This window comes from Streptomyces sp. NPDC006610 (assembly GCF_040611575.1).
GTDB lineage: Bacteria > Actinomycetota > Actinomycetes > Streptomycetales > Streptomycetaceae > Streptomyces.
On record NZ_JBEXOP010000001.1, the window covers coordinates 222919 to 241590 of the forward strand.

17 protein-coding genes are annotated in these 18672 nt (G+C 72.8%); 8 read left to right on the top strand and 9 right to left on the bottom strand.

Features of this window, described 5'->3' with window-relative positions; genetic code table 11:
• Positions 1 to 136: 136 nt before the first annotated feature.
• The 3 genes from ABZY13_RS01030 to ABZY13_RS01040 all read right to left on the bottom strand — a co-directional run bounded on the left by ABZY13_RS01030 (position 137) and on the right by ABZY13_RS01040 (position 2771).
• Complete coding sequence (locus ABZY13_RS01030) at positions 137 to 1246, bottom strand: ATP-binding protein (protein ID WP_356626569.1); 1110 nt, start codon at positions 1244 to 1246, stop codon at positions 137 to 139.
• Positions 1243 to 1980: a response regulator transcription factor gene (locus tag ABZY13_RS01035; RefSeq protein ID WP_356626571.1), complete on the bottom strand. Its 738-nt coding sequence runs from the start codon at positions 1978 to 1980 to the stop codon at positions 1243 to 1245. Before ABZY13_RS01035 ends, ABZY13_RS01030 begins: the two co-directional genes overlap by 4 nt.
• A gap of 113 nt (positions 1981 to 2093) precedes the next feature.
• A complete protein-coding gene (locus ABZY13_RS01040; protein ID WP_356626572.1) occupies positions 2094 to 2771 on the bottom strand; it encodes a spermidine synthase in 678 nt (225 codons plus the stop codon).
• Positions 2772 to 2961: 190 nt separating this feature from the next.
• On the opposite strand from ABZY13_RS01040, the gene lon reads away from it, so the two are divergent.
• Complete coding sequence (lon, locus tag ABZY13_RS01045) at positions 2962 to 5379, top strand: endopeptidase La (RefSeq protein WP_356626574.1); 2418 nt, start codon at positions 2962 to 2964, stop codon at positions 5377 to 5379.
• A gap of 59 nt (positions 5380 to 5438) precedes the next feature.
• On the opposite strand, the gene ABZY13_RS01050 is transcribed toward lon, so the two are convergent.
• Positions 5439 to 6269, bottom strand: a complete 831-nt coding sequence (locus ABZY13_RS01050; RefSeq protein WP_356626576.1) for a lysozyme — start codon at positions 6267 to 6269, stop codon at positions 5439 to 5441.
• A 277-nt stretch (positions 6270 to 6546) separates the two neighbouring features.
• Between ABZY13_RS01050 and ABZY13_RS01055 the strand changes: the two genes are divergently transcribed.
• Positions 6547 to 7014 (top strand): MarR family transcriptional regulator, encoded by a 468-nt coding sequence (locus tag ABZY13_RS01055; protein WP_356626577.1) that lies wholly within the window; start codon positions 6547 to 6549, stop codon positions 7012 to 7014.
• A gap of 104 nt (positions 7015 to 7118) precedes the next feature.
• Here the strand turns inward: ABZY13_RS01055 and ABZY13_RS01060 are convergent, their stop codons facing one another.
• On the bottom strand, positions 7119 to 7907 hold the full coding sequence (locus ABZY13_RS01060; RefSeq protein WP_356626579.1) for a protein phosphatase 2C domain-containing protein: 789 nt from the start codon (positions 7905 to 7907) through the stop codon (positions 7119 to 7121).
• Between the two features lie 374 nt (positions 7908 to 8281).
• Between ABZY13_RS01060 and ABZY13_RS01065 the strand changes: the two genes are divergently transcribed.
• From ABZY13_RS01065 to ABZY13_RS01085, 5 genes are read left to right on the top strand one after another with little or no spacing between them, the layout of a single operon-like run.
• Entirely contained in the window at positions 8282 to 11173 is a 2892-nt protein-coding gene (locus ABZY13_RS01065; protein WP_356626581.1) for a nitrate- and nitrite sensing domain-containing protein, read from the top strand.
• Positions 11170 to 11673, top strand: a complete 504-nt coding sequence (locus ABZY13_RS01070; protein ID WP_356626582.1) for a roadblock/LC7 domain-containing protein — start codon at positions 11170 to 11172, stop codon at positions 11671 to 11673. The genes ABZY13_RS01065 and ABZY13_RS01070 overlap by 4 nt, the downstream gene beginning before the upstream one ends.
• Positions 11670 to 12104 carry a DUF742 domain-containing protein gene (locus ABZY13_RS01075; RefSeq protein WP_356626584.1) on the top strand — a complete coding sequence of 145 codons (435 nt, stop codon included), beginning with the start codon at positions 11670 to 11672 and terminating at the stop codon, positions 12102 to 12104. Before ABZY13_RS01070 ends, ABZY13_RS01075 begins: the two co-directional genes overlap by 4 nt.
• The gene (locus ABZY13_RS01080) at positions 12085 to 12726 is read left to right on the top strand and encodes an ATP/GTP-binding protein (RefSeq protein WP_356626586.1); all 642 of its coding nucleotides are present in this window, start codon (positions 12085 to 12087) and stop codon (positions 12724 to 12726) included. The genes ABZY13_RS01075 and ABZY13_RS01080 overlap by 20 nt, the downstream gene beginning before the upstream one ends.
• Positions 12727 to 12739: 13 nt before the next feature.
• The gene (locus ABZY13_RS01085) at positions 12740 to 14002 is read left to right on the top strand and encodes a styrene monooxygenase/indole monooxygenase family protein (RefSeq protein WP_356626588.1); all 1263 of its coding nucleotides are present in this window, start codon (positions 12740 to 12742) and stop codon (positions 14000 to 14002) included.
• Here ABZY13_RS01085 and ABZY13_RS01090 read toward each other — a convergent pair.
• From ABZY13_RS01090 to ABZY13_RS01105, 4 genes are all read right to left on the bottom strand, one after another.
• Complete coding sequence (locus ABZY13_RS01090; protein WP_356626590.1) at positions 13966 to 15168, bottom strand: NlpC/P60 family protein; 1203 nt, start codon at positions 15166 to 15168, stop codon at positions 13966 to 13968. The two genes, ABZY13_RS01085 and ABZY13_RS01090, sit on opposite strands and share 37 nt — an antisense overlap.
• Before the next feature lie 258 nt (positions 15169 to 15426).
• Positions 15427 to 15693, bottom strand: a complete 267-nt coding sequence (locus ABZY13_RS01095) for a hypothetical protein (RefSeq protein WP_356626592.1) — start codon at positions 15691 to 15693, stop codon at positions 15427 to 15429.
• Positions 15686 to 16342: a helix-turn-helix domain-containing protein gene (locus ABZY13_RS01100; protein ID WP_356626594.1), complete on the bottom strand. Its 657-nt coding sequence runs from the start codon at positions 16340 to 16342 to the stop codon at positions 15686 to 15688. The genes ABZY13_RS01095 and ABZY13_RS01100 overlap by 8 nt, the downstream gene beginning before the upstream one ends.
• Positions 16343 to 16416: 74 nt before the next feature.
• Entirely contained in the window at positions 16417 to 17355 is a 939-nt protein-coding gene (locus ABZY13_RS01105) for a diiron oxygenase (protein WP_356626596.1), read from the bottom strand.
• A gap of 158 nt (positions 17356 to 17513) precedes the next feature.
• Here ABZY13_RS01105 and ABZY13_RS01110 point away from each other — a divergent pair, with 158 nt between their 5' ends.
• Positions 17514 to 18665 carry a ferritin-like domain-containing protein gene (locus ABZY13_RS01110; protein WP_356626598.1) on the top strand — a complete coding sequence of 384 codons (1152 nt, stop codon included), beginning with the start codon at positions 17514 to 17516 and terminating at the stop codon, positions 18663 to 18665.
• Positions 18666 to 18672 lie beyond the last annotated feature (7 nt).

Below are 18672 nucleotides of genomic sequence, written 5' to 3' on the forward strand. Positions count from 1 at the left end.
GGTTCCGGTGGGATCCCGGGGAAAACGGGTACGACGGCCCCGGCCGCGCGCGCACGAGACGCGGGCCCCTGCCTGATCACACGTGTCCGTCAGCGCGGACGTTCATGGATCATGTGGCTCCGCTTCGAACTTTACGTCAACTTGGCACGGACGGCAGGCCCGGGAGTGTGACAAGAATCCGGCAGCCCCGTTCGGATTCGGCCACTCGGATCCGGCCGCCGTGCAGATCCACCGCCCACCGGGCGATCGCCAGCCCGAGCCCGGTGCCGCCGTCGCTGCCCGGTCCGTGCGGGCGGGTCACCGCGCCGCGGTTGAACCGCTCGAAGACCCGGTGCCACTCGGAGCGCGGAATCCCCGGTCCCTCGTCGAGGACCTCCAGCTCCAGCGAGTCCTGCCGCGCTCCGCGCCGCGCCTTGATGGTGACCCGGCCGTGCGGCGGGCTGTGCTTGACGGCGTTGTCCACCAGGTTGGCGACGACCTGGTGGATGCGCTCGGGGTCGGCGTGCGCGGTGAGGTCGGGCGGGAAGACGTCGAGGTGCAGGTGGACGTCGGTGCGGGTGTGGCTGCCGGACCCGGAGGCGATGCCCGCGCGGGCCGACGCGACCATGTTGGCCTCCTTCAACACCCCCGACAGGTACGGCCACACCTCGAACCGCCGCTGCTTGAGCGGGACGACGCCGTTGTCCAGCCGGGACAGGTCCAGCAGCGTCTCCACCAGCCGGCCCAGCCGCTCGGTCTGCTTCAGGGCGGTCCGCATGGTCTCGGGGTCGGCCTCGGCGATGCCGTCGACCACGTTCTCCAGCACCGCCCGCAGCCCCGCGATCGGCGTGCGCAGCTCGTGCGAGACGTTGGCGACCAGCTCCTTGCGGTGCCGGTCCTGGGCCTCCAGGTCGTCGGCCATGCGGTTGATCCGCACGGCCAGGTCGCCCAGTTCGTCGCGGCGGTTCTCGCTGGCCCGGCGGGTGTAGTCGCCCTGGGAGATGGACCGGGCGACCGCGTTCATCTCGTCCAGCGGCGCGGTCAGCGAGTGCGCGACGAACTGGGTGATCAGCAGCGTGGCGATCATCGAGAAGACGGTGATGAAGCGCAGCTCGGTCTCGGTGCGCACGGCGATCATCAGCAGGCCGGTGGTGATGAGCACCGCGATGACGACCAGCGCGCCCAGCTTGGTCTTGATCGAGAACGGGCGGATGCCGCCCCAGGGTCCCTGGGCGCTGCGGCGGGCGGCATCCCGGTCCGGGCTCATGGCGTCGGCGTCTCCAGGGCGTAGCCGACGCCGTGCACCGTGCGGATCCGCTCGGCGCCGATCTTCCGCCGCAGGGCCTTGATGTGGCTGTCGACGGTCCGGGTGCCGGAGGCGTCCGCCCAGTCCCACACCTCGGCGAGCAGCTGCTCGCGGGAGAGCACCGCGCGCGGGGTGTTCGCCAGGCACACCAGCAGGTCGAACTCGGTGGGCGTGAGGTGGACGTCCTCGCTGCGCACCCGCACCCTGCGCTGCGCGTGGTCGATCTCCAGCTCGCCCAGGCGCAGGATGCCGCTGCGCGGGGTGGCGGCGGCCAGCGCGGCCCGCTCCACGCGGCGCAGCAGTACGTGCACGCGGGCGGCCAGCTCCCGCATGGAGAACGGCTTGGTCATGTAGTCGTCCGCGCCGACGCCGAGCCCGACCAGCATGTCCGTCTCGTCGTCGCGCGCGGTGAGCATCAGCACCGGCACCGGCCGCGCGGCCTGCACCCGGCGGCACACCTCCAGGCCGTCGAAGCCGGGCAGCATGATGTCGAGGATCAGCAGGTCGGGCTGCCATGCCTCGGCCGTGTCGACCGCGGCCGGGCCGTCGCCGGCCGTTTGCACGAGGAATCCCTCGGCGCGCAGACGGGCCGCGATGGCGTCGACGATCGTCGGGTCGTCCTCGACCACCAGCACCCGGCGCTGTGCGCCCGGGGTCGCCGCCGTGCCGCTGTGGGAGGTGTGTGTCTGCTCCATCGCCCGCCCCTGAAGTGTGCTTTCCGGAATCCGTGGGGTGATCCCATGACTGCGCTTGACGCTTGAATGATCGGCGTCAGGGAAGCAGCGTACGGGGAGTCGCCGCACCTCGGCTATCCAGGTCGGACGCCGAGGTGCACGACGTCGGGAACGCCCCGGGCAACGGGGATCTCTTCGGTACGCACATGCCGGAATCCGGCATTCCGCAAGGTTTCTTCGAATTCCGGGGAGGGCTGCGCCGACCATACGGCGAGCACCCCGCCCGGCCTCAACACCCGTGCGCAGCCTGCGAGTCCGGCCGGGGAGTACAGCCCCGAGTTGCCGTCCGTGACGGTCCATCCCGGCCCGTTGTCGATGTCGAGACACAGCGCGTCGAACGTGGCGGAAGTCTCATTGACGTACGCGACGAGGTCCGCTGCGACCACCTCGGCGCGCGGGTCGGCGAGGGCGTCGCGGGAGAGGGCGGCCAGGGGTCCGTCGCGGTGCCAGTCGATGACCGCGGGCTCGCGCTCCACCACCGTGATCCGGCCCCAGCGGGGGTTGCCCGCGGCATGTGCGAGCGAGAATCCGACGCCGAGCCCGCCGATCAGGACGCGGGGTGCGGCGCGGTCGTCGAGGGCGTCCAGCGCGGCGTCGACCAGCAGGCGTTCCGAGCGGCCGTCGGAGGTGTCCATCAGGAAGCAGCCGTTGGCGATGATCTGCAGCAGCTCGCCGTGACGGCGCAGCACGACCTCGCCGTAGGGCCCCTCGCGACGGTCCAGGACTTCGGGGATGTCGTAGACGGTGGGCATCCGCCCATCCTGGCACTTTCGCGGTGGCCTGTTGACCGAACGACGACCGAGGGGCGGAGCCGGAGTTGACGGGGTGTGACGGCGCGGGGCCGACGGGCTGATCGCTGAGAGCGAACGCCGGACCGGGAACATCGGGCCGCCGTCGAGCATTGAGTCGGCATAGCTCAACTTGACTGCCGAAGGGGAGATCATGGCTGCTGAGTCCGCGCCGTTCACACCGCTCACCCTGCCCGTGCTGCCGCTCGACGGCGAGGTCGTCCTGCCAGGGATGGTGGTTCCGCTGGACCTGAGCGACGCCGAGGTCAGGGCCGCGGTGGAGGCCGCGCAGGCCGCCGCCCGGTCGGAGCCCGGAAAGCCCAAGGTGCTGCTCGTCCCGAGGATCGACGGCACCTACGCCAACACCGGCGTGCTCGGCACCGTCGAGCAGGTCGGACGGCTCGCCGACGGTGACCCCGGCGCGCTGATCCGCGGGCGCGGACGGGTGCGCATCGGCGCCGGCACCACCGGTCCGGGCGCCGCCCTGTGGGTCGAGGGCACGCGCGTCGACGAGACCCTGCCCGACCCGCTGCCCGGACAGGTCACCGAACTCGTCAAGGAGTACAAGGCCCTCGCCACGGCCTGGCTGAAGAAGCGCGGCGCCTGGCAGGTCGTGGACCGCGTCCAGGCCATCGACGACGTCTCCGCGCTCGCCGACAACTCCGGCTACTCGCCGTTCCTGACCGCCGACCAGAAGATCGAGCTGCTGGAGACCGCCGACCCGGTGGCCCGCCTCCGGCTCGCCACCCAGCAGTTGCGCGACCACCTCGCCGAGCAGGACGTCGCCGAGACCATCGCCAAGGACGTCCAGGAAGGCGTCGACAAGCAGCAGCGCGAGTTCCTGCTGCGCCGCCAGCTGGAGGCCGTCCGCAAGGAGCTGCGGGAGCTGAACGGCGAGAAGGAGGGGGAGGAGTCCGACGACTACCGCGCCCGCGTCGAGGCCGCCGGCCTGCCCGAGAAGGTCCGCGAGGCCGCCCTCAAGGAGGTCGACAAGCTGGAGCGGGCCAGCGACCAGTCGCCCGAGGGCTCCTGGATCCGCACCTGGCTCGACACCGTCCTCGAACTGCCGTGGAACGAGCGCACCGAGGACGCCTACGACATCCGGGGCGCCAAGGCCGTCCTCGACGCCGAGCACGCGGGCCTGGAGGACGTGAAGGAACGCATCACCGAGTACCTCGCGGTGCGCAAGCGGCGTGCCGAGCGGGGCCTCGGCGTCGTCGGCGGACGGCGCGGCGGCGCGGTGCTCGCCCTGGTCGGCCCGCCCGGCGTCGGCAAGACCAGCCTCGGCGAGTCCGTCGCGCACGCCATGGGCCGCAGGTTCGTCCGCGTCGCCCTCGGCGGGGTCCGCGACGAGGCGGAGATCCGCGGCCACCGCCGCACCTACGTCGGCGCGCTGCCCGGCCGGATCGTGCGCGCGGTCAAGGAGGCCGGCTCGATGAACCCGGTCGTGCTGCTGGACGAGATCGACAAGGTCGGCTCCGACTTCCGCGGCGACCCCGCGGCGGCCCTCCTGGAAGTCCTCGACCCGGCCCAGAACCACACCTTCCGCGACCACTACCTGGAGGTCGAACTCGACCTCTCCGACGTCGTCTTCCTGGCCACCGCCAACGTCCTGGAGGCCATCCCCGAGGCGCTCGCCGACCGCATGGAGATCGTCCGTCTCGACGGCTACACCGAGGACGAGAAGGTCGTCATCGCCCGTGACCACCTGGTGCCGCGCCAGCTGGAGCGCGCCGGGCTCGGCAAGGACGAGGTGACCCTGGACGAGAGCGCGCTGCGCAAGCTCGCCGGCGAGTACACCCGTGAGGCGGGCGTGCGCAATCTGGAGCGCTCGGTCGCCCGGCTGCTGCGCAAGATCGCCGCGCAGCACGAACTGGGCGAGCGGAAGCTGCCGTTCACCGTCACCGACGCCGATCTGCGCGACCTGATCGGCCGGCCGCACCACGTTCCCGAGTCCGCCCAGGACCCGGCCGAGCGGCGCACGGCGGTGCCCGGCGTGGCCACGGGCCTCGCGGTGACCGGCGCGGGCGGTGACGTCCTCTACGTCGAGGCGTCCCTCGCCGACGCGGAGACGGGTGCGGCGGGCCTGACCCTGACGGGCCAGCTCGGCGACGTGATGAAGGAGTCCGCGCGGATCGCGCTGAGCTTCCTGCGCTCCCACGGCGCCGAGCTGGAACTGCCGGTCGGCGACCTGAAGGAGCGGGGCGTCCACATCCACTTCCCGGCGGGCGCGGTCCCCAAGGACGGCCCGAGCGCCGGCATCACGATGACGACGGCCCTGGCGTCCCTGCTCTCCGGCCGCCTGGTCCGCACGGACGTGGCCATGACCGGCGAGGTCTCGCTGACCGGGCGGGTGCTGCCCATCGGCGGCGTCAAGCAGAAGCTGCTCGCCGCGCACCGGGCGGGCGTCACCACGGTGATCATCCCCAAGCGCAACGAGCCCGACCTGGACGACGTGCCCGCGGAGGTCCTGGAGAAGCTCGACGTCCACACGGTCACCGACGTCCGCCAGGTCCTGGACCTGGCACTGACCCCGGCGACCACGACCACCGAGGTGCCGGTCGCGGCGTGACGGCTGCGGGGCCCGGTTCTCCCGCGCGGGAGAACCGGGCCCCGCTCACCTCCCGGGCATCAGCCGTAGGCGAGCGCCTGCACCCGGTCCAGGGCGCCGTTGAACTTGTCGTGGTCGCCCACCGTCGGCCCGGTCGAGGTGTACTGCCACATCGTGTAGTACGCCCATCCGGCCGGCAGCGTGCCCACGGTGGAGGCGTAGCGGGCGATCCACAGGGGGTTGGTGGCGCCGAATCCCGAGTAGTTGCCGGTGCACTGGGTCCACCAGCTCGTGGCGGTGTAGATCACCGCGTCGCGGCCGGTGCGGGCCTTGTAGGTGTTCAGGAAGTCACGGATCCAGGCGACCATCTGCGCCTGGGTCTTGCCGTAGCAGGCGGCGCCGTACGGGTTCCACTCGATGTCGAGCGCGCCGGGCAGGGTGCGGCCGTCGCGGGACCAGCCGCCGCCGTTGTCGACGAAGTAGTGGGCCTGGGCGGCGCCGGTCGTGGTGTCGGGGGTGGCGAAGTGGTACGAGCCCCGGATCATGCCGACGTTGTAGGAGCCGTTGTACTGCTGGGCGAAGTACCCGTTCTTGAAGTACGTCCCCTCGGTGGCCTTGACGTAGGCCCAGCGGACGCCGCTGTTCCACAGGGTCGTCCAGGCGACGTTGCCCTGGTGGCCGCTGACGTCGACGCCCTCGGTCTGGACGGCCCTGGTGGTGGGGAGACCGTGCCTTCCGTCGTGGGCGAGCACGCCCATGCCCATGTACGCGGTGCCGCGGGCGGGGACGTCGTCGGCGTCGGCCGCTGCCGGGGCGGACAGGACGGCGGGGACGAGGCAGAGGGCGGCGAGCAGGGCCCCGGCGAGGGCGAGGCGGCGGGAGCGGGTGGTTCCGGGTCTGTGCACGGGCATCAGCGTGCCTCCGTGGACTCGGTGGTGCGCGGTGGGGGGAGCAGGGGAGTGCGGGCCGTTGGGGTGACGGTCGTGCGCGTACGGCCGTCCGTACTCGATTAGTGTCGTGTACATGCCTATGCGGCCCGGTCGTGACGCTACGCGCGGAGAGGGCCGCCGGGAAGGGGCGCCGGTGGCCGCCGTTGGTCTACGCCTGCGAAATACTGGCGGAGCTGCGGCGACGCGGGGCATTGACGAGAACTTTCAGCAGCGGGAAAACCGGAGCAGGGGTGCTGACGTGCGCGAGGACCAGAACGGCGGCCTGCCGGGCGGTGTGGACCCGGAGTTCCTCTCCCTGGAGCGGGAACTGACCGTCTTCATGCGCCGGGTGCGGGCCAACCAGGGCGAGATGGCCCGCGCGGTCCACCCGGACCTGGAGAGCGCCGCGTACGGGCTGCTGGTGCGGCTGGACGAGTGCGGCCGGCAGCGGGCCACCGAACTGGCCGCCTACATCGGCATCGGCAAGGCCACCATGTCCCGGCAGCTGCGCGCCCTGGAGGAGCTGGGCCTGGTGGCGCGCGAACCCGACCCCGCCGACGGGCGCGCGTCCCTGGTGCGCCTCACCGACGAGGGCCGCACCCGCGTCCAGCGCGTCCGCGAGGCCCGCCGTGCCCGGTACGTCAGCCAGCTCGCCGACTGGGACCGCCGCGAGGTCGCCGAGCTGGCCCGGCTGCTCCACCAGCTGAACGTGGGCATGGAGAAGTGACGCAGGGGACATAGGGGGCGACCCGGAGGCGGGACGCACCGGGCGGCGGGACCCGTCGGGGCGCGGGGGCTCACCGGGAGGCGGGGCTCACCGGAGGGTGCGCCTCACAGGTGGACCAGCGCCGCCGTCGCGTCGTCGTGGGTCTTGCCGCGCCCGAGGCGCACGCGGGTCCCGCGGTCGGCCCGCTCCAGCGCGCGGACCCGGTCCACCAGCGCCTGCGCGCCCCGCTTCTCCAGGAAGGCGAACAGGTCCGTCCAGTCGCCCTCCCCGAACGTCTCCGTCCACCGCGCCGCCCCGTCCGTGAGCGCCGCCAGCGCCGTCACCTCCGCGCGCGGCAGGGTTCCCGTCACCGCCCGCGCCGCCACGGCCGGATCCGCCGCCGCCGTGAAGAAGCCGCCCTCCCTGTTGCGCAGGGTGGCGTCGACCAGGGCGTCGGTGGCCAGGGCGGCGCGCGGCAGCCGGGCCAGCCGGTCGTCGAGGTACGGGGTGACCGTGCCGTCGGGGGCGCGGACCAGCAGGACGGAGTCGGACAGGACCAGGTACTCGACGGCCGCCGGGGACCAGCGGGCCACGGCGACGGTTGCCTGCGGAGTGCGGGGGTGAGAAAGGTCACAGTCGTCCGCGTGCGCCGCCGCGGTACGGGCGATCGCCCGCGCCAGGGCCTCGGCCAGCGGAACATCCGGGAGGGAAACGGTCAGTTCGGTCAGCGCTCCGCCGAGCCTGGCCGTGTACCAGGGAACGGAATGCAGACAGCCCGTCCCGCCACTCGGCGGGGTCACCCCGTCCAGCAGTACCAGGGAACCGCCCTGCCCGGAGGCGGGCAGTCCGACACCGGCGAAGTCCTCGTTGGGGTACTGCGGGTCGCCGGGCTCCGAGACAAGTTCCGTGCGCATCCGGCCAGTCTGCACGAGCCCTTCACACCGCCCGCGAACAGGTGCCGGTCGTCACGGAAACGCTGCACACCCGCAGGTCAGTCGCCGGTTTTGGGTCGGAATGGAGCACTCCGGGAAAGCGTGGCGGCGAATACTGCCAAAGCCCGCCGCCCACGTCCAACCGGCTCGCCGCGCCGCGCCCTGGCACACGCCGGAGGAACTTGCCCGCCAACTCCCCGAGGATGTTCACTCCTTCGGGTGGCGGGTCGGGCGATGTGCGACCCCTGACCACCGGCACTGGGAGGGTCGGGGACCGGAACCGCACCGGGTGCGCACACCAGTTGACGGAACGTCACCCGGGCCCATGGGTACACGAGTCAGGAATGCGAGCACCGGTGCAGAAGACGCGGCCTCGGCGCACAGGCAAGCAGGCGGCCTCCGAAGGGGGCGCCGAGAGCACCCCGGTCGGCAAGGGCCGTCCGACCCACGTACGCAACCGGCTGATCGTGGCCGTCGCCGTCGTGGCCGCCGCCATCGCCGGGGCGGGAGCGCCCTCGGTGATCGCCGCCTCCGGGCAGCTGAGCGACAGCCAGGACCTGGTGACGCTGGCGGAGCAGACGCAGGACGCCCTCGTCCTCGCGCACTCCCTCGCCGACGAGCGCGACGAGGTCACCCCGTACATCGCCGCCGGCCGCCCCAAGGACAAGGCGCCCTCCGAGGAGCGCAGCGCCCGGGTGGACCGGCAGGTCGAGGAGCTGCGCGCCGACACCGACACGCCCGCCGCGCTGCGCTCCGACCTCGACGGCATCGCGGCCGTGCGCAGAGCGGCGCTCACCGGCAAGAGCAGTGCTCTGGAGGCGCACGAGGCCTACTCGGACGCCATCGCCGAGCTGCACCGCCTCGCGGAGGACCTCGCCGAGCGGCTGCCGCCCCGCGCCGGCGCCGGCGCGTACGCCCTCGCCGAGCTGGACACGGCCGTCCAGCAGGCCGCCGCGGCCCGGGGCCTGCTGCTGGCCGCCCTCGGCGTCCCGCGCGGCACCGAGACGGTCATCGACCCGGTCACCGGCCTGCCCACCGAGGTCGCCTCCACCTCGGACGCCGACGCCAAGCAGCGCGCCCTGCTCACCGCCGCCGCCCAGCAGGCCCGGCTGCGGTCCGACGCGGCCCTCGCCGGCTTCGCCGACACCGCGACCAAGGCCGCCCGCACCACCTACGACTCCACGGTCACCGGCCCCGAGGTCAACAGCGCCGAGAAGTACCTCGCCGCCCTCACCGACCAGCCCGCCCTCACCGACGACGAACTCGGCACCGACACCGGCAAGCTGGACGCCGCCCTCTCCGCCCGCGTCGACCTCATGCGCGGCGCGGAGTCCTCCCTGTACGAGCGCCGCACCGACGCCCTGGAGCAGCTGCGCGACGACGACGTCACCGCGCTGGAGATCCGCATCGCCGTCCTCGGCGCCCTGATGCTGCTCGCCGTCGGCGTCGCCACCGGCATGGCCCGCAGCCTCACCCGCCCGCTCGCGGTGCTGCGCCTGGGCTCCGCCCGGCTGGCCGGCGCCGAACACCCGGCCGCCGAGGAACCGGTCCGCTTCACCGGCCGCAACGACGAGTTCGCCCAGGTCGTCCGCTCCGTCAACGCCCTGCACGCGCAGGCCGTCGCCCTCCAGGAGCGGGTCAACACGCTGGAGGCCGACCGCAAGCACCTGGTCGGCCAGCGGCAGAAGATGGCCGACGCCCGCGAGGAGCTGCGCGACGAACTCGCCGAAGCCACCGCCCACCTGGAACGGCTGCGGGAGAGCATCGGCGGCACCTTCGTCAACCTCGCCCTGCGCACCCTGGGCCTGGTCGAACGGCAGCTCGCCGTCATCGAGGGCCTGGAGGAGCGCGAGCAGGACCCCGAGCGGCTCGCCACGCTGTTCAAGCTGGACCACTTCGCCACCGTCATGCGCCGGCACAGCGAGAACCTGCTCGTGCTGGCCGGCACCGAGCACGGTCAGCACCACGCCGGGCCCGTCCCGCTGGTCGACGTCGTGCGGGCCGCCGTCAGCGAGATCGAGCGGTACGAGCGGGTGCGGATCGCAGCGCTGCCGCCGCACGCGCACATCGCCGGGTTCGCCGCCGACGACCTCAGCCACCTGCTGGCCGAGCTGCTGGAGAACGCCACCTCCTTCTCCCCGCCCGACCTGCCCGTCGAGGTCTCCGGCTGGCTGCTGGAGAACGGCGAGGTCATGCTCTCCGTCCAGGACGAGGGCATCGGCATGACCGACGAGCGGATGACCCGGCTCAACGCCCGCCTCGCCGACTTCGACCCCGACGCGCCCTACGACCACGAGGCCGAGGACGGGCTCGGGCTCGGCCTCTACGTCGTCGCGCGGCTCGCCCACCGGCACGGGGTGCGGGTGCAGCTGCGCGAGCAGAAGCAGGGCGGGGTCGCGGCCGTCGTCGTCCTGCCGCGCTCCCTGCTCACCGAGGGGACGCCCGCCGCGGTCCCGTCGGCCTCGCAGCCGTCCTCCGGCACGCAGTCCTTCTCGCTGCCCGGCGCCGACGCGGAGGCCAACTCCAACGTGCTGACGGGGCGGCCGAAGGACGGCGACCCGCTGGTCGCGCTGGCGGAGAAGGCCGTACGCGAGCGGTCGGCCCGGGACTCCGCAGCACCGGAGTCCGCGGCGGCTGAGGCGGCCGGGAACGCGGAGGCGCAGGACGGGGAATCCGCCGAGGCCGTGACGGCGAAGTCCGCCGAGGACACGGCGGCCGAGCCCGCCGAACGCCCCGCCGAGACGACGATGGAGCTGCTGCTCCCGGAGGTGGCGTCGGACCCCGGAACCGGTCCGGAGCCGGCCGCCGAGCGGGACACCGCGTCCGCGCCGGAGCGCGCCTCCGGGACGGACTCCGCGCCGCCCGCGACCGAGCCGGACCCGGAGCCCGCCCCGGCGGCAGCGCACGCCCCGGCCGCCGCGCCCGGCGACGGGCAGGACCCCTACGCCATCGGTCCCGACGCCCACGAGCGCACCCCCGACGAGGGGGAGGAACGCGTCACCGACAAGGGGCTGCCCAAGCGCACCCCGAAGATCACCGCGCCCGCCGCGGCGCCCCGTGCGCACGGCGGGGGCGTCGACGCCGAGGCGCTGCGCCGCCGGCTGGGGGGATTCCACCAGGGGGCGCAGGCCGGCCGCCGGGACGTCGAGGCGGAATTCGCCGAGCGGCGCACGGACCGGGCGCCGCACGCACGACCAGCACGGAGCGAAGAAGCCACGGGGGGCACAGTCGAGGAGGCAAGCAGTTGACCGCGCCCAGTACCTTCGGACTGAGCAGTGAGGCCCGCAATCTGCACTGGCTGCTGACCAACCTCGTCGAGGAGGTGCCCGGCATCCTCTCGGTCGCCGTCGTCTCCTCCGACGGGCTGCTGCTCCTCTCGTCCGACCCAGGGCGGCACGAGGAGGCACGCCGGGCCCGGGACGGCAGGAACGCCGGCCCGCGCGGCTCCTCCGCGGACCTCGCCACGCTCGTCTCCGGCATCGGCAGCCTGACCATCGGCGCCGCCAAGCTGCTGGAGTTCGGCGGCGTGAAGCACACCATGGTCGCGATGGACGAGGGCAGCCTGTTCGTGATGTCGATCAGCGACGGCTCGCTGCTCGGCGTGTACGGCTCCGCCGACTGCGACATGAGTGTGGTCGCGTACCACATGGCGCTGTTCGTGGGCCGCGCCGGGCATGTGCTGACGCCCGAACTCCGCAGTGAGCTGCGGAAATCACTGGAGTCCGACTCGGCGGGGAGTGCCCGATGAGCAGCAGCAGGCCCGGAAAGCCGAAACAGCAGCTGCCGGTGCGCGGCGGCGACCGCAGGGCCGCCCGGGTGCGCCCCTACTCGCTCACCGGGGGCCGTACCCGCTTCGGGCACGTCCTGCTGGTGGAGACCTTCGTGGCGACCACGGCCGAGCTGGAGGCGCCCGAGGAGCGCAAGGAGCTGACCAACGGCTCGCTCTCCAGCCGGGTGATGCCGGAGATGCGGGCCATCGTCGAACTGTGCCGCCGTATGCGCACGGTGGCCGAGATCGCCGCGCTGCTGAAGATGCCGCTCGGCGTGGTCCGGGTGCTGCTGAGCGACCTGGCGGACCAGGGAAAGATCCGTGTGTACGGCACGGGAACCGGGCACGGCACGGGCCGGCCCGACCGCGCGCTGCTGGAAAGGGTGCTGAGTGGACTCCGTCGTCTCTGACGCCGCTCGGGGCGTCTCCCCCCTCGTCGCCGAGCCCGACGAGGATCTCAAGTCCTGGCAGACGGACCGCACCCGGGCGCCGATCGCCACCAAGGTCGTGGTGGCGGGCGGCTTCGGCGTCGGCAAGACCACGCTGGTCACCGCCGTCTCGGAGATCACGCCCCTGCAGACCGAGGCGCTGATGACCGAGGCGAGCGAGGAGACCGACGACCTGAGCGCCACGCCGGAGAAACTGACCACCACGGTGGCCATGGACTTCGGCCGCATCACGCTCGACGACGACCTGGTGCTGTACCTGTTCGGCACGCCGGGCCAGCAGCGGTTCTGGTTCATGTGGGACGACCTGGTGCGCGGCGCGATCGGCGCCGTCGTGATGGCCGACACCCGGCGGCTGAAGGACTGCTTCCCGGCGCTCGACTACTTCGAGAGCTGCGGCCTGCCGTACGTCGTGGCGGTCAACCACTTCGACGGCAGTGAGCTGTTCGAGCCGGAGGATGTGCGGGAGGCGTTGACGATCCCGAAGCACATACCTGTAATGATCATGGATGCGCGCCGCCGGATCTCCGTGATCGAGACCCTCCTGGCCCTGGTGGGCCACGCGCTCGACGAAACCCCCGAGTAGGAGACAGCCCGTCATGCGGAAGATACTCGTCGTCGGAGCCGGCCAGTCCGGTCTCCAGCTCGCCCTCGGCCTCCAGTCGCACGGGTACGAGGTCACCCTGATGTCGAACCGGACCGCGGACGAGATCCGCTCGGGCCGGGTCATGTCGACGCAGTGCATGTTCCACACGGCGCTGCAGCACGAGCGCGACCTCCAGCTCAACTTCTGGGAGTCGCAGGCCCCGAAGATCGAGGGCCTCGGCGTCTCGGTCGCCGCGCCCGGCTCGCACGACCCCGGGCCGACGCAGCGCGCGATCGACTGGGTGGGGCGGCTCGACGGGTTCGCCCAGTCCGTGGACCAGCGGGTGAAGATGGCCGGCTGGATGGAGACGTTCGCGCAGCGCGGCGGCCAGTTGGTCATCCACGGCGCGGCGGTCGGCGACCTGGACTACTTCTCCCGCGCGTACGACCTGGTGCTCGTCTCCGCGGGCAAGGGCGAGCTCGTGCAGATGTTCGGCCGGGACGCCTCCCGCTCCCCGTACAGCGAGCCGCAGCGCGCCCTCGCGGTGGCCTACGTCCACGGGCTGGGCCCGCGTCCGGAGCACCCGGACATGGAGGCGGTCCGCTGCAACCTGGTGCCGGGCGTCGGCGAGATGTTCATCATGCCGACGTTCACCACCTCGGGACGCGCCGACATCCTGTTCTGGGAGGGCATACCCGGCGGCCCGCTGGACGTCTTCAACGGCGTCAAGGACCCCGCCGAACACCTCTCCCTGACCCTGGAACTCATGGAGAAGTTCCTCCCCTGGGAGTACGCGCGGGCCACCAAGGTCGAACTGACCGACGCGGGCGGCACGTTGTCCGGCCGCTACGCCCCGACCGTGCGCAACCCCATCGGCCGGCTGCCCGGCGGCGGCCTGGTCCTCGGCGTCGCCGACGTGGTCGTCGCCAACGACCCGATCACCGGGCAGGGCTCCAACTCGGCGTCCAAGTGCGCCGCCACCTACCTCGCCTCGATCCTGGAGCACGGTGACAAGCCGTTCGACGAGGCATGGATGCAGCAGACCTTCGACCGCTACTGGCAGACGGCCCAGCACGTCACCAAGTGGACCAACGCCATGCTCGCGCCGCCGCCCGAGCACGTGCTGAACCTGATCGGCGCGGCCGGGCAGCTCCAGCCGGTGGCGGACCGTTTCGCCAACGGGTTCAACAACCCCGCGGACTTCGAGGAGTACTTCTACGACCCGCAGAAGACCGAGGCCTACCTCATGGAGGTCTCGGGCGCGTCCGGCGCCTGATCCGCGCGCGGGGCGTCCGCCGTCCGGCCCTCGCCCGGGGCGTCCGCCGCGGGAGCGGCGTACCCCTCGTCCGAGCCGGCCCGGGCGCCCTCGGGCAGCTCCGGCGGCGTGTAGCGCGGCAGCGGTGCGGCGTCCGGGTCCGGGCGCACGGCGCCGAGGACCGGGTTGGCGGCGACGGGGGAGACCTTGACGCGGGCGCCCGGGCGCGGGGCGTGCACCACCAGGCCGTCGCCGAGGTAGAGGGCGACATGGGTGGCCTCGGGGAAGTACACGACCAGGTCGCCGGGGCGCAGCTCTTCCAGCGGGACGCGCGTCAGCCGGGCCCACTGCTCCTGGCTGGTACGCGGGATCGGCGTCCCGGCCCGCTCCCAGGCCCGCTGGGTGAGCCCCGAGCAGTCGTACGACGCCGGACCCTCCGCGCCCCAGGCGTACGGCTTCCCCAGCTGGCGCACCGCGTGCCGCAGCGCCCGCTCCCCGGCCCGCGAGGGCGTGCGGGCGGTACGGCCGACCGCGCCGGACGCCATGAACCGGCGCTGCGCCCTCGCGATGCCCTTGCGCTCGAACTCGGCCAGCGCGGTGAGCTGTTCGGCGCTCAGGGAGGCGAGCGTGCGCTGGACGGCGTTCAGCCGGTCGCGCACGTCGTCCTTCGCCCTGCGGTGCCGTTCGGCGAGGGTGAGCTGCCGGTCGAGGGCGGCGCGGGCGCGGCGGGCCAGGGCGTCGGCGCGGCGCTCACCGTCGGACAGCTCCCGCACCGTCGCGGCCCGCCCCCGCGCCAGCCGCCCGATGACATGGCCCTGGTCGAGGGCGTGCTGCGGATCGCGGGCGAGCAGCAGGCGGACGTACGGGGAGATGTCGGTGCTGCCCTGGTACTGCTGGCGGGCGAGCCGGCCCGCAGCCCCCCGGCTGTCGTGCAGGGCGAGCCGGGCGCGGGCCAGCGCGCGGTCGAGCCGGGCGACCTCGGCGCGCTGCCGCTTCAGCCGCTCCTCGGTGGCGTTGAACGTCTCGGTCGCCTTCTCGGCGTCCCGGTACAGCCGCTGAAGGTCCGTCAGCAGCGCGGCGACCGGCCGCCCGCCCGGTTCGGGGGCGGCTGCGGCGGGCAGCGGCACGAGCACGGCCTGGGCGGCCAGGGTCGCCGTACAGGCCAGTCGCAGAAGCCTTCCTGACACGACATCACCTCCGGTGCGACGCGGACGGTCCGCTCCGCACCGCGAGCATGCGGCCGCCCGGGCGGGTCCGCGCGGCGGGTGTGCGCGGGATGGCGTAAGGGGGTCACCCGTGGGCGTCGTCCGACTTGCCGGGCGGCGTGGCGGCGGGACGAGACGGACGGGTGGGCACGGGCCGATCCGGCCGAGGGCGGTGTCCCCGCGTGGGGAACCTCGCAGCGGGGCGGGTCGCCGTGGCCCGCGCGCCCCGCGCCCGGGGATCTAACGCCAGGGCCGGTTCCGGCGGCGGCCCGTCTCGCCCTCCGGGTCGTGGACGTACTTCCAGCGGCGGGTCAGCCGGCCCTGGCCGAGGGAGACGCGGCGGTAGACCAGGACCGTGGGCGGACCGCCGGCCGGGTCGGGGACGGGGATGCGGTACGTCTTGGGAGGGTGCCCGGTGATGCCCAGCAGCACGGGCAGCACCCGGCCGTCCATCGGGCCGCCCTCGAACGGGGTGTCTTCGCTCTTCACCCCTCCAGTCTCAGCCATCCTCCGTGGCGAGGGCGTGCACCACCGCCGCCGTCGCGGGGTCCCGGCGGGCCGTCACCGACAGGACCGCGACGAACTGCTCCACCAGCCAGTCCCGCAGCTCCTCCAGCGGCGGTTGTTTGTTCTCGTCCAGCCAGATCAGCGAGGCGGCCTCCACCGCCGTGATCCACATCCTGACCGTCATCCGCAGCCGGGGGCCGGGGTCGGCGACGCCGAGGTGGCTCATGATGTGGTCGGCGGCGGCCCGCCGCACGCCGTCCACGATGGCGGTCGTCCGGGACGTCTCCACCACGCTGCCGCCCTGGAGCAGCGCGGCGAAACCGGTGTCGTGCCCGTCGACGAAGGCGAGATAGCGGTCCAGCGCCCGGTGCAGCCGGGGCAGCAGCGGCCCGATCCGGGGCTCGTCGAAGCACTGCCGCAGCTCCTCGGCCGCCGAGCGCAGCGCGGCCTCGTACAGCTGCTGCTTGCCGCCCGGGAAGTACCGGTACACCAGCGGCCGGGACACCCCGGCCGCCTCCGCCACGTCGTCCAGCGAGACCTCCTCGGGCGCGCGGTGCGCGAAGAGGCCGAGTGCCGCGTCGAGCAGCTGGCTGCGCCGCTCCTCGACGCTGAGCCGGCGGTAGGCGGGGGTGGGGACCTGCGGGGTCATGGGCGGCAGCGTAACCGCACGTCCGTCCGCAGGTCCTCCACCGGCCGTCCACAGGACGCCCCCGTGCGGCGCGTTCAGGCCAGCAGCCCCGACGACTTCCACAGCCGTCGCCCGACCCCGCGCAGCACGCCGATGTCGTCCAGGAAGTCGGTCAGGCGCTTGGACCCGGTCTGCATGACCTCCCGGCGGTGGCCGCTGGCCTTGACCTGGGCCATCGCCTCGCGCTTGTCCAGGCCGACGTTCGTGTACACCTCGGGGTTGACGAACGCGACCGAGAAGACGCGCGCGAACTCCCCGGAGGTGACGCGGGTGAACTCCTGCGACCACCTCGGCGCCGTCAGCATCTGACGGCGCAGCTCCTCACGGGCGTACCGGACGTGGCGGGCCTCCTCCACGACGTGGATGCGGGTGACCCCGCGGATCAGCGTCTGGACCCGCTCGTCCGGGAAGGTCAGCCGCTGCATCCAGTCGAGCACCTCCTCGCCGAGGAGCGTGGCGGTGAAGGAGCCGGGCGTGGTGGAGATGGTCTTGAACAGCCGGCCGAGCTGCTGATGGGTGCGGCTCACCGGGTACCAGGGCGTTTCGCTGCGCGAGATCAGCCGCGCGAACATCTTGGAGTGCCGGCACTCGTCCTCGATCTCGGTCAGCGCGTACCTGACGTGGGCGCTGGTCGCCGACTTGTCGTAGACGTGCCGGACCAGCAGCTGCATCAGGATCAGCTCGAACCAGATGCCGAGCGAGGCGAGCGCGGCGGCCTCGTGCCGGGAGAGCAGGATCCGCTGCTCCTCGCTCATCTTCTTCCACATCGGGGTGTCGTACAGCGACACCAGCTCCGGCGGCCAGAACCACTTGCCCTCCTCGAAGGGCGCGTCCCAGTCCAGTTCCTTGTCGGGGTCGAAGGAGTGCTTGGCGGACGAGTCGAGCAGTCGCTCGGCCACCTGCTCGCGGTCCTTGAGCAGACCGAGCGCGTCACGCAGGCCGGAGAGCGCGTCGGCATCCGTCAGGGTCGTCATGGGCTGTCCACCTCGTCGTGCGGGGGCTTTCGGGGGCGGTGCGGGACGCGTTCGGGTTACCCGCGGTCACTCCTTATGAGACTGCCTGTCAGCAAGCCCGTCAATCCCCCGTGCGCAACTTGTTGACCCGCCGTCTACCACATGTGAATCTGCGAAACATGCCGACCTTCGACCTGTACGCGATGGATCCGGACGGTCCCGACTGGCAGGTGCCCGCGTCCGGCGCGGCCCGGTTCTCCTGGGAGTACGACGACGGCCGCGACCGTCTGCTGGCCCTGTACCAGAAGGGCAAGGACAAGCAGTGGGACGGGCGCAGACGGATCGACTGGGACCTCGAGGTCGATCCGCACGACCCGCTCGGCACCCCCGACGAGTACCTCTCCCTGTACGGCACCAAGTACTGGGCGAAGCTCGGCGAGCGTGACCGGGGCGAGCTGCGCCGGCACCTCGCCGCCTGGCAGTTCAGCCAGTTCCTGCACGGCGAGCAGGGCGCCATGGTCTGCGCCGCCCGCATCGTGGAGTCCGTGCCCGACCTCGACGCCAAGTTCTACTCGGCCACCCAGACCATGGACGAGGCCCGGCACGCCGAGATCTACGGCCGCTTCCTGCACGAGAAGCTCGGGATGCTCTACCCGGTCGACGACAACCTTCGGGCCCTGCTGGGCGACACCCTCCGCGACAGCCGCTGGGACATGCCCTACCTCGGCATGCAGGTGCTGATCGAGGGCCTGGCGCTCGCCGCCTTCGGCATGATCCGGGACACCACGAACAAGCCCCTGCCCAAGCAGATCCTCGCCTACGTCATGCAGGACGAGGCCCGCCACGTCGCCTTCGGGCGGATGGCCCTGCGCGACTACTACCGGCAGCTCACCGACGCCGAACTGCGCGAGCGCGAGGAGTTCGTCATCGAGGGCTGCCACCTGATGCGCGACCGGCTGCGCGACGTCGCGGTGCTGGAGAACTTCGGCGTGCCGCGGGCCGAGGCGGTGGAGTTCACCGAGCGCTCCGAGTTCCTCGCCCTGTTCCGCAAGCTGCTCTTCAGCCGCATCGTCCCCTGCGTCAGGGACATCGGCCTGTGGGGGCCGCGCCTCCAGCAGGCCTACGTCGACATGGGCGTCCTCGAGCTCGGCGACGCGAGCCTCGACCTGCTGATGGCGCAGGACGAGGAGGTCGCCGAGCGGCTGGACGCCGAACGCTTCGCCGCCGAGGAGCGCGACCGCGTCGCCGAGGTGAGCCGGGCGATCGAGGACGGAGCGGCGGGCGAGGACGGAGCGGCGAGCGAGGACGGTGCGGGCGGCGGGCAGGGGTAGGGCGCGC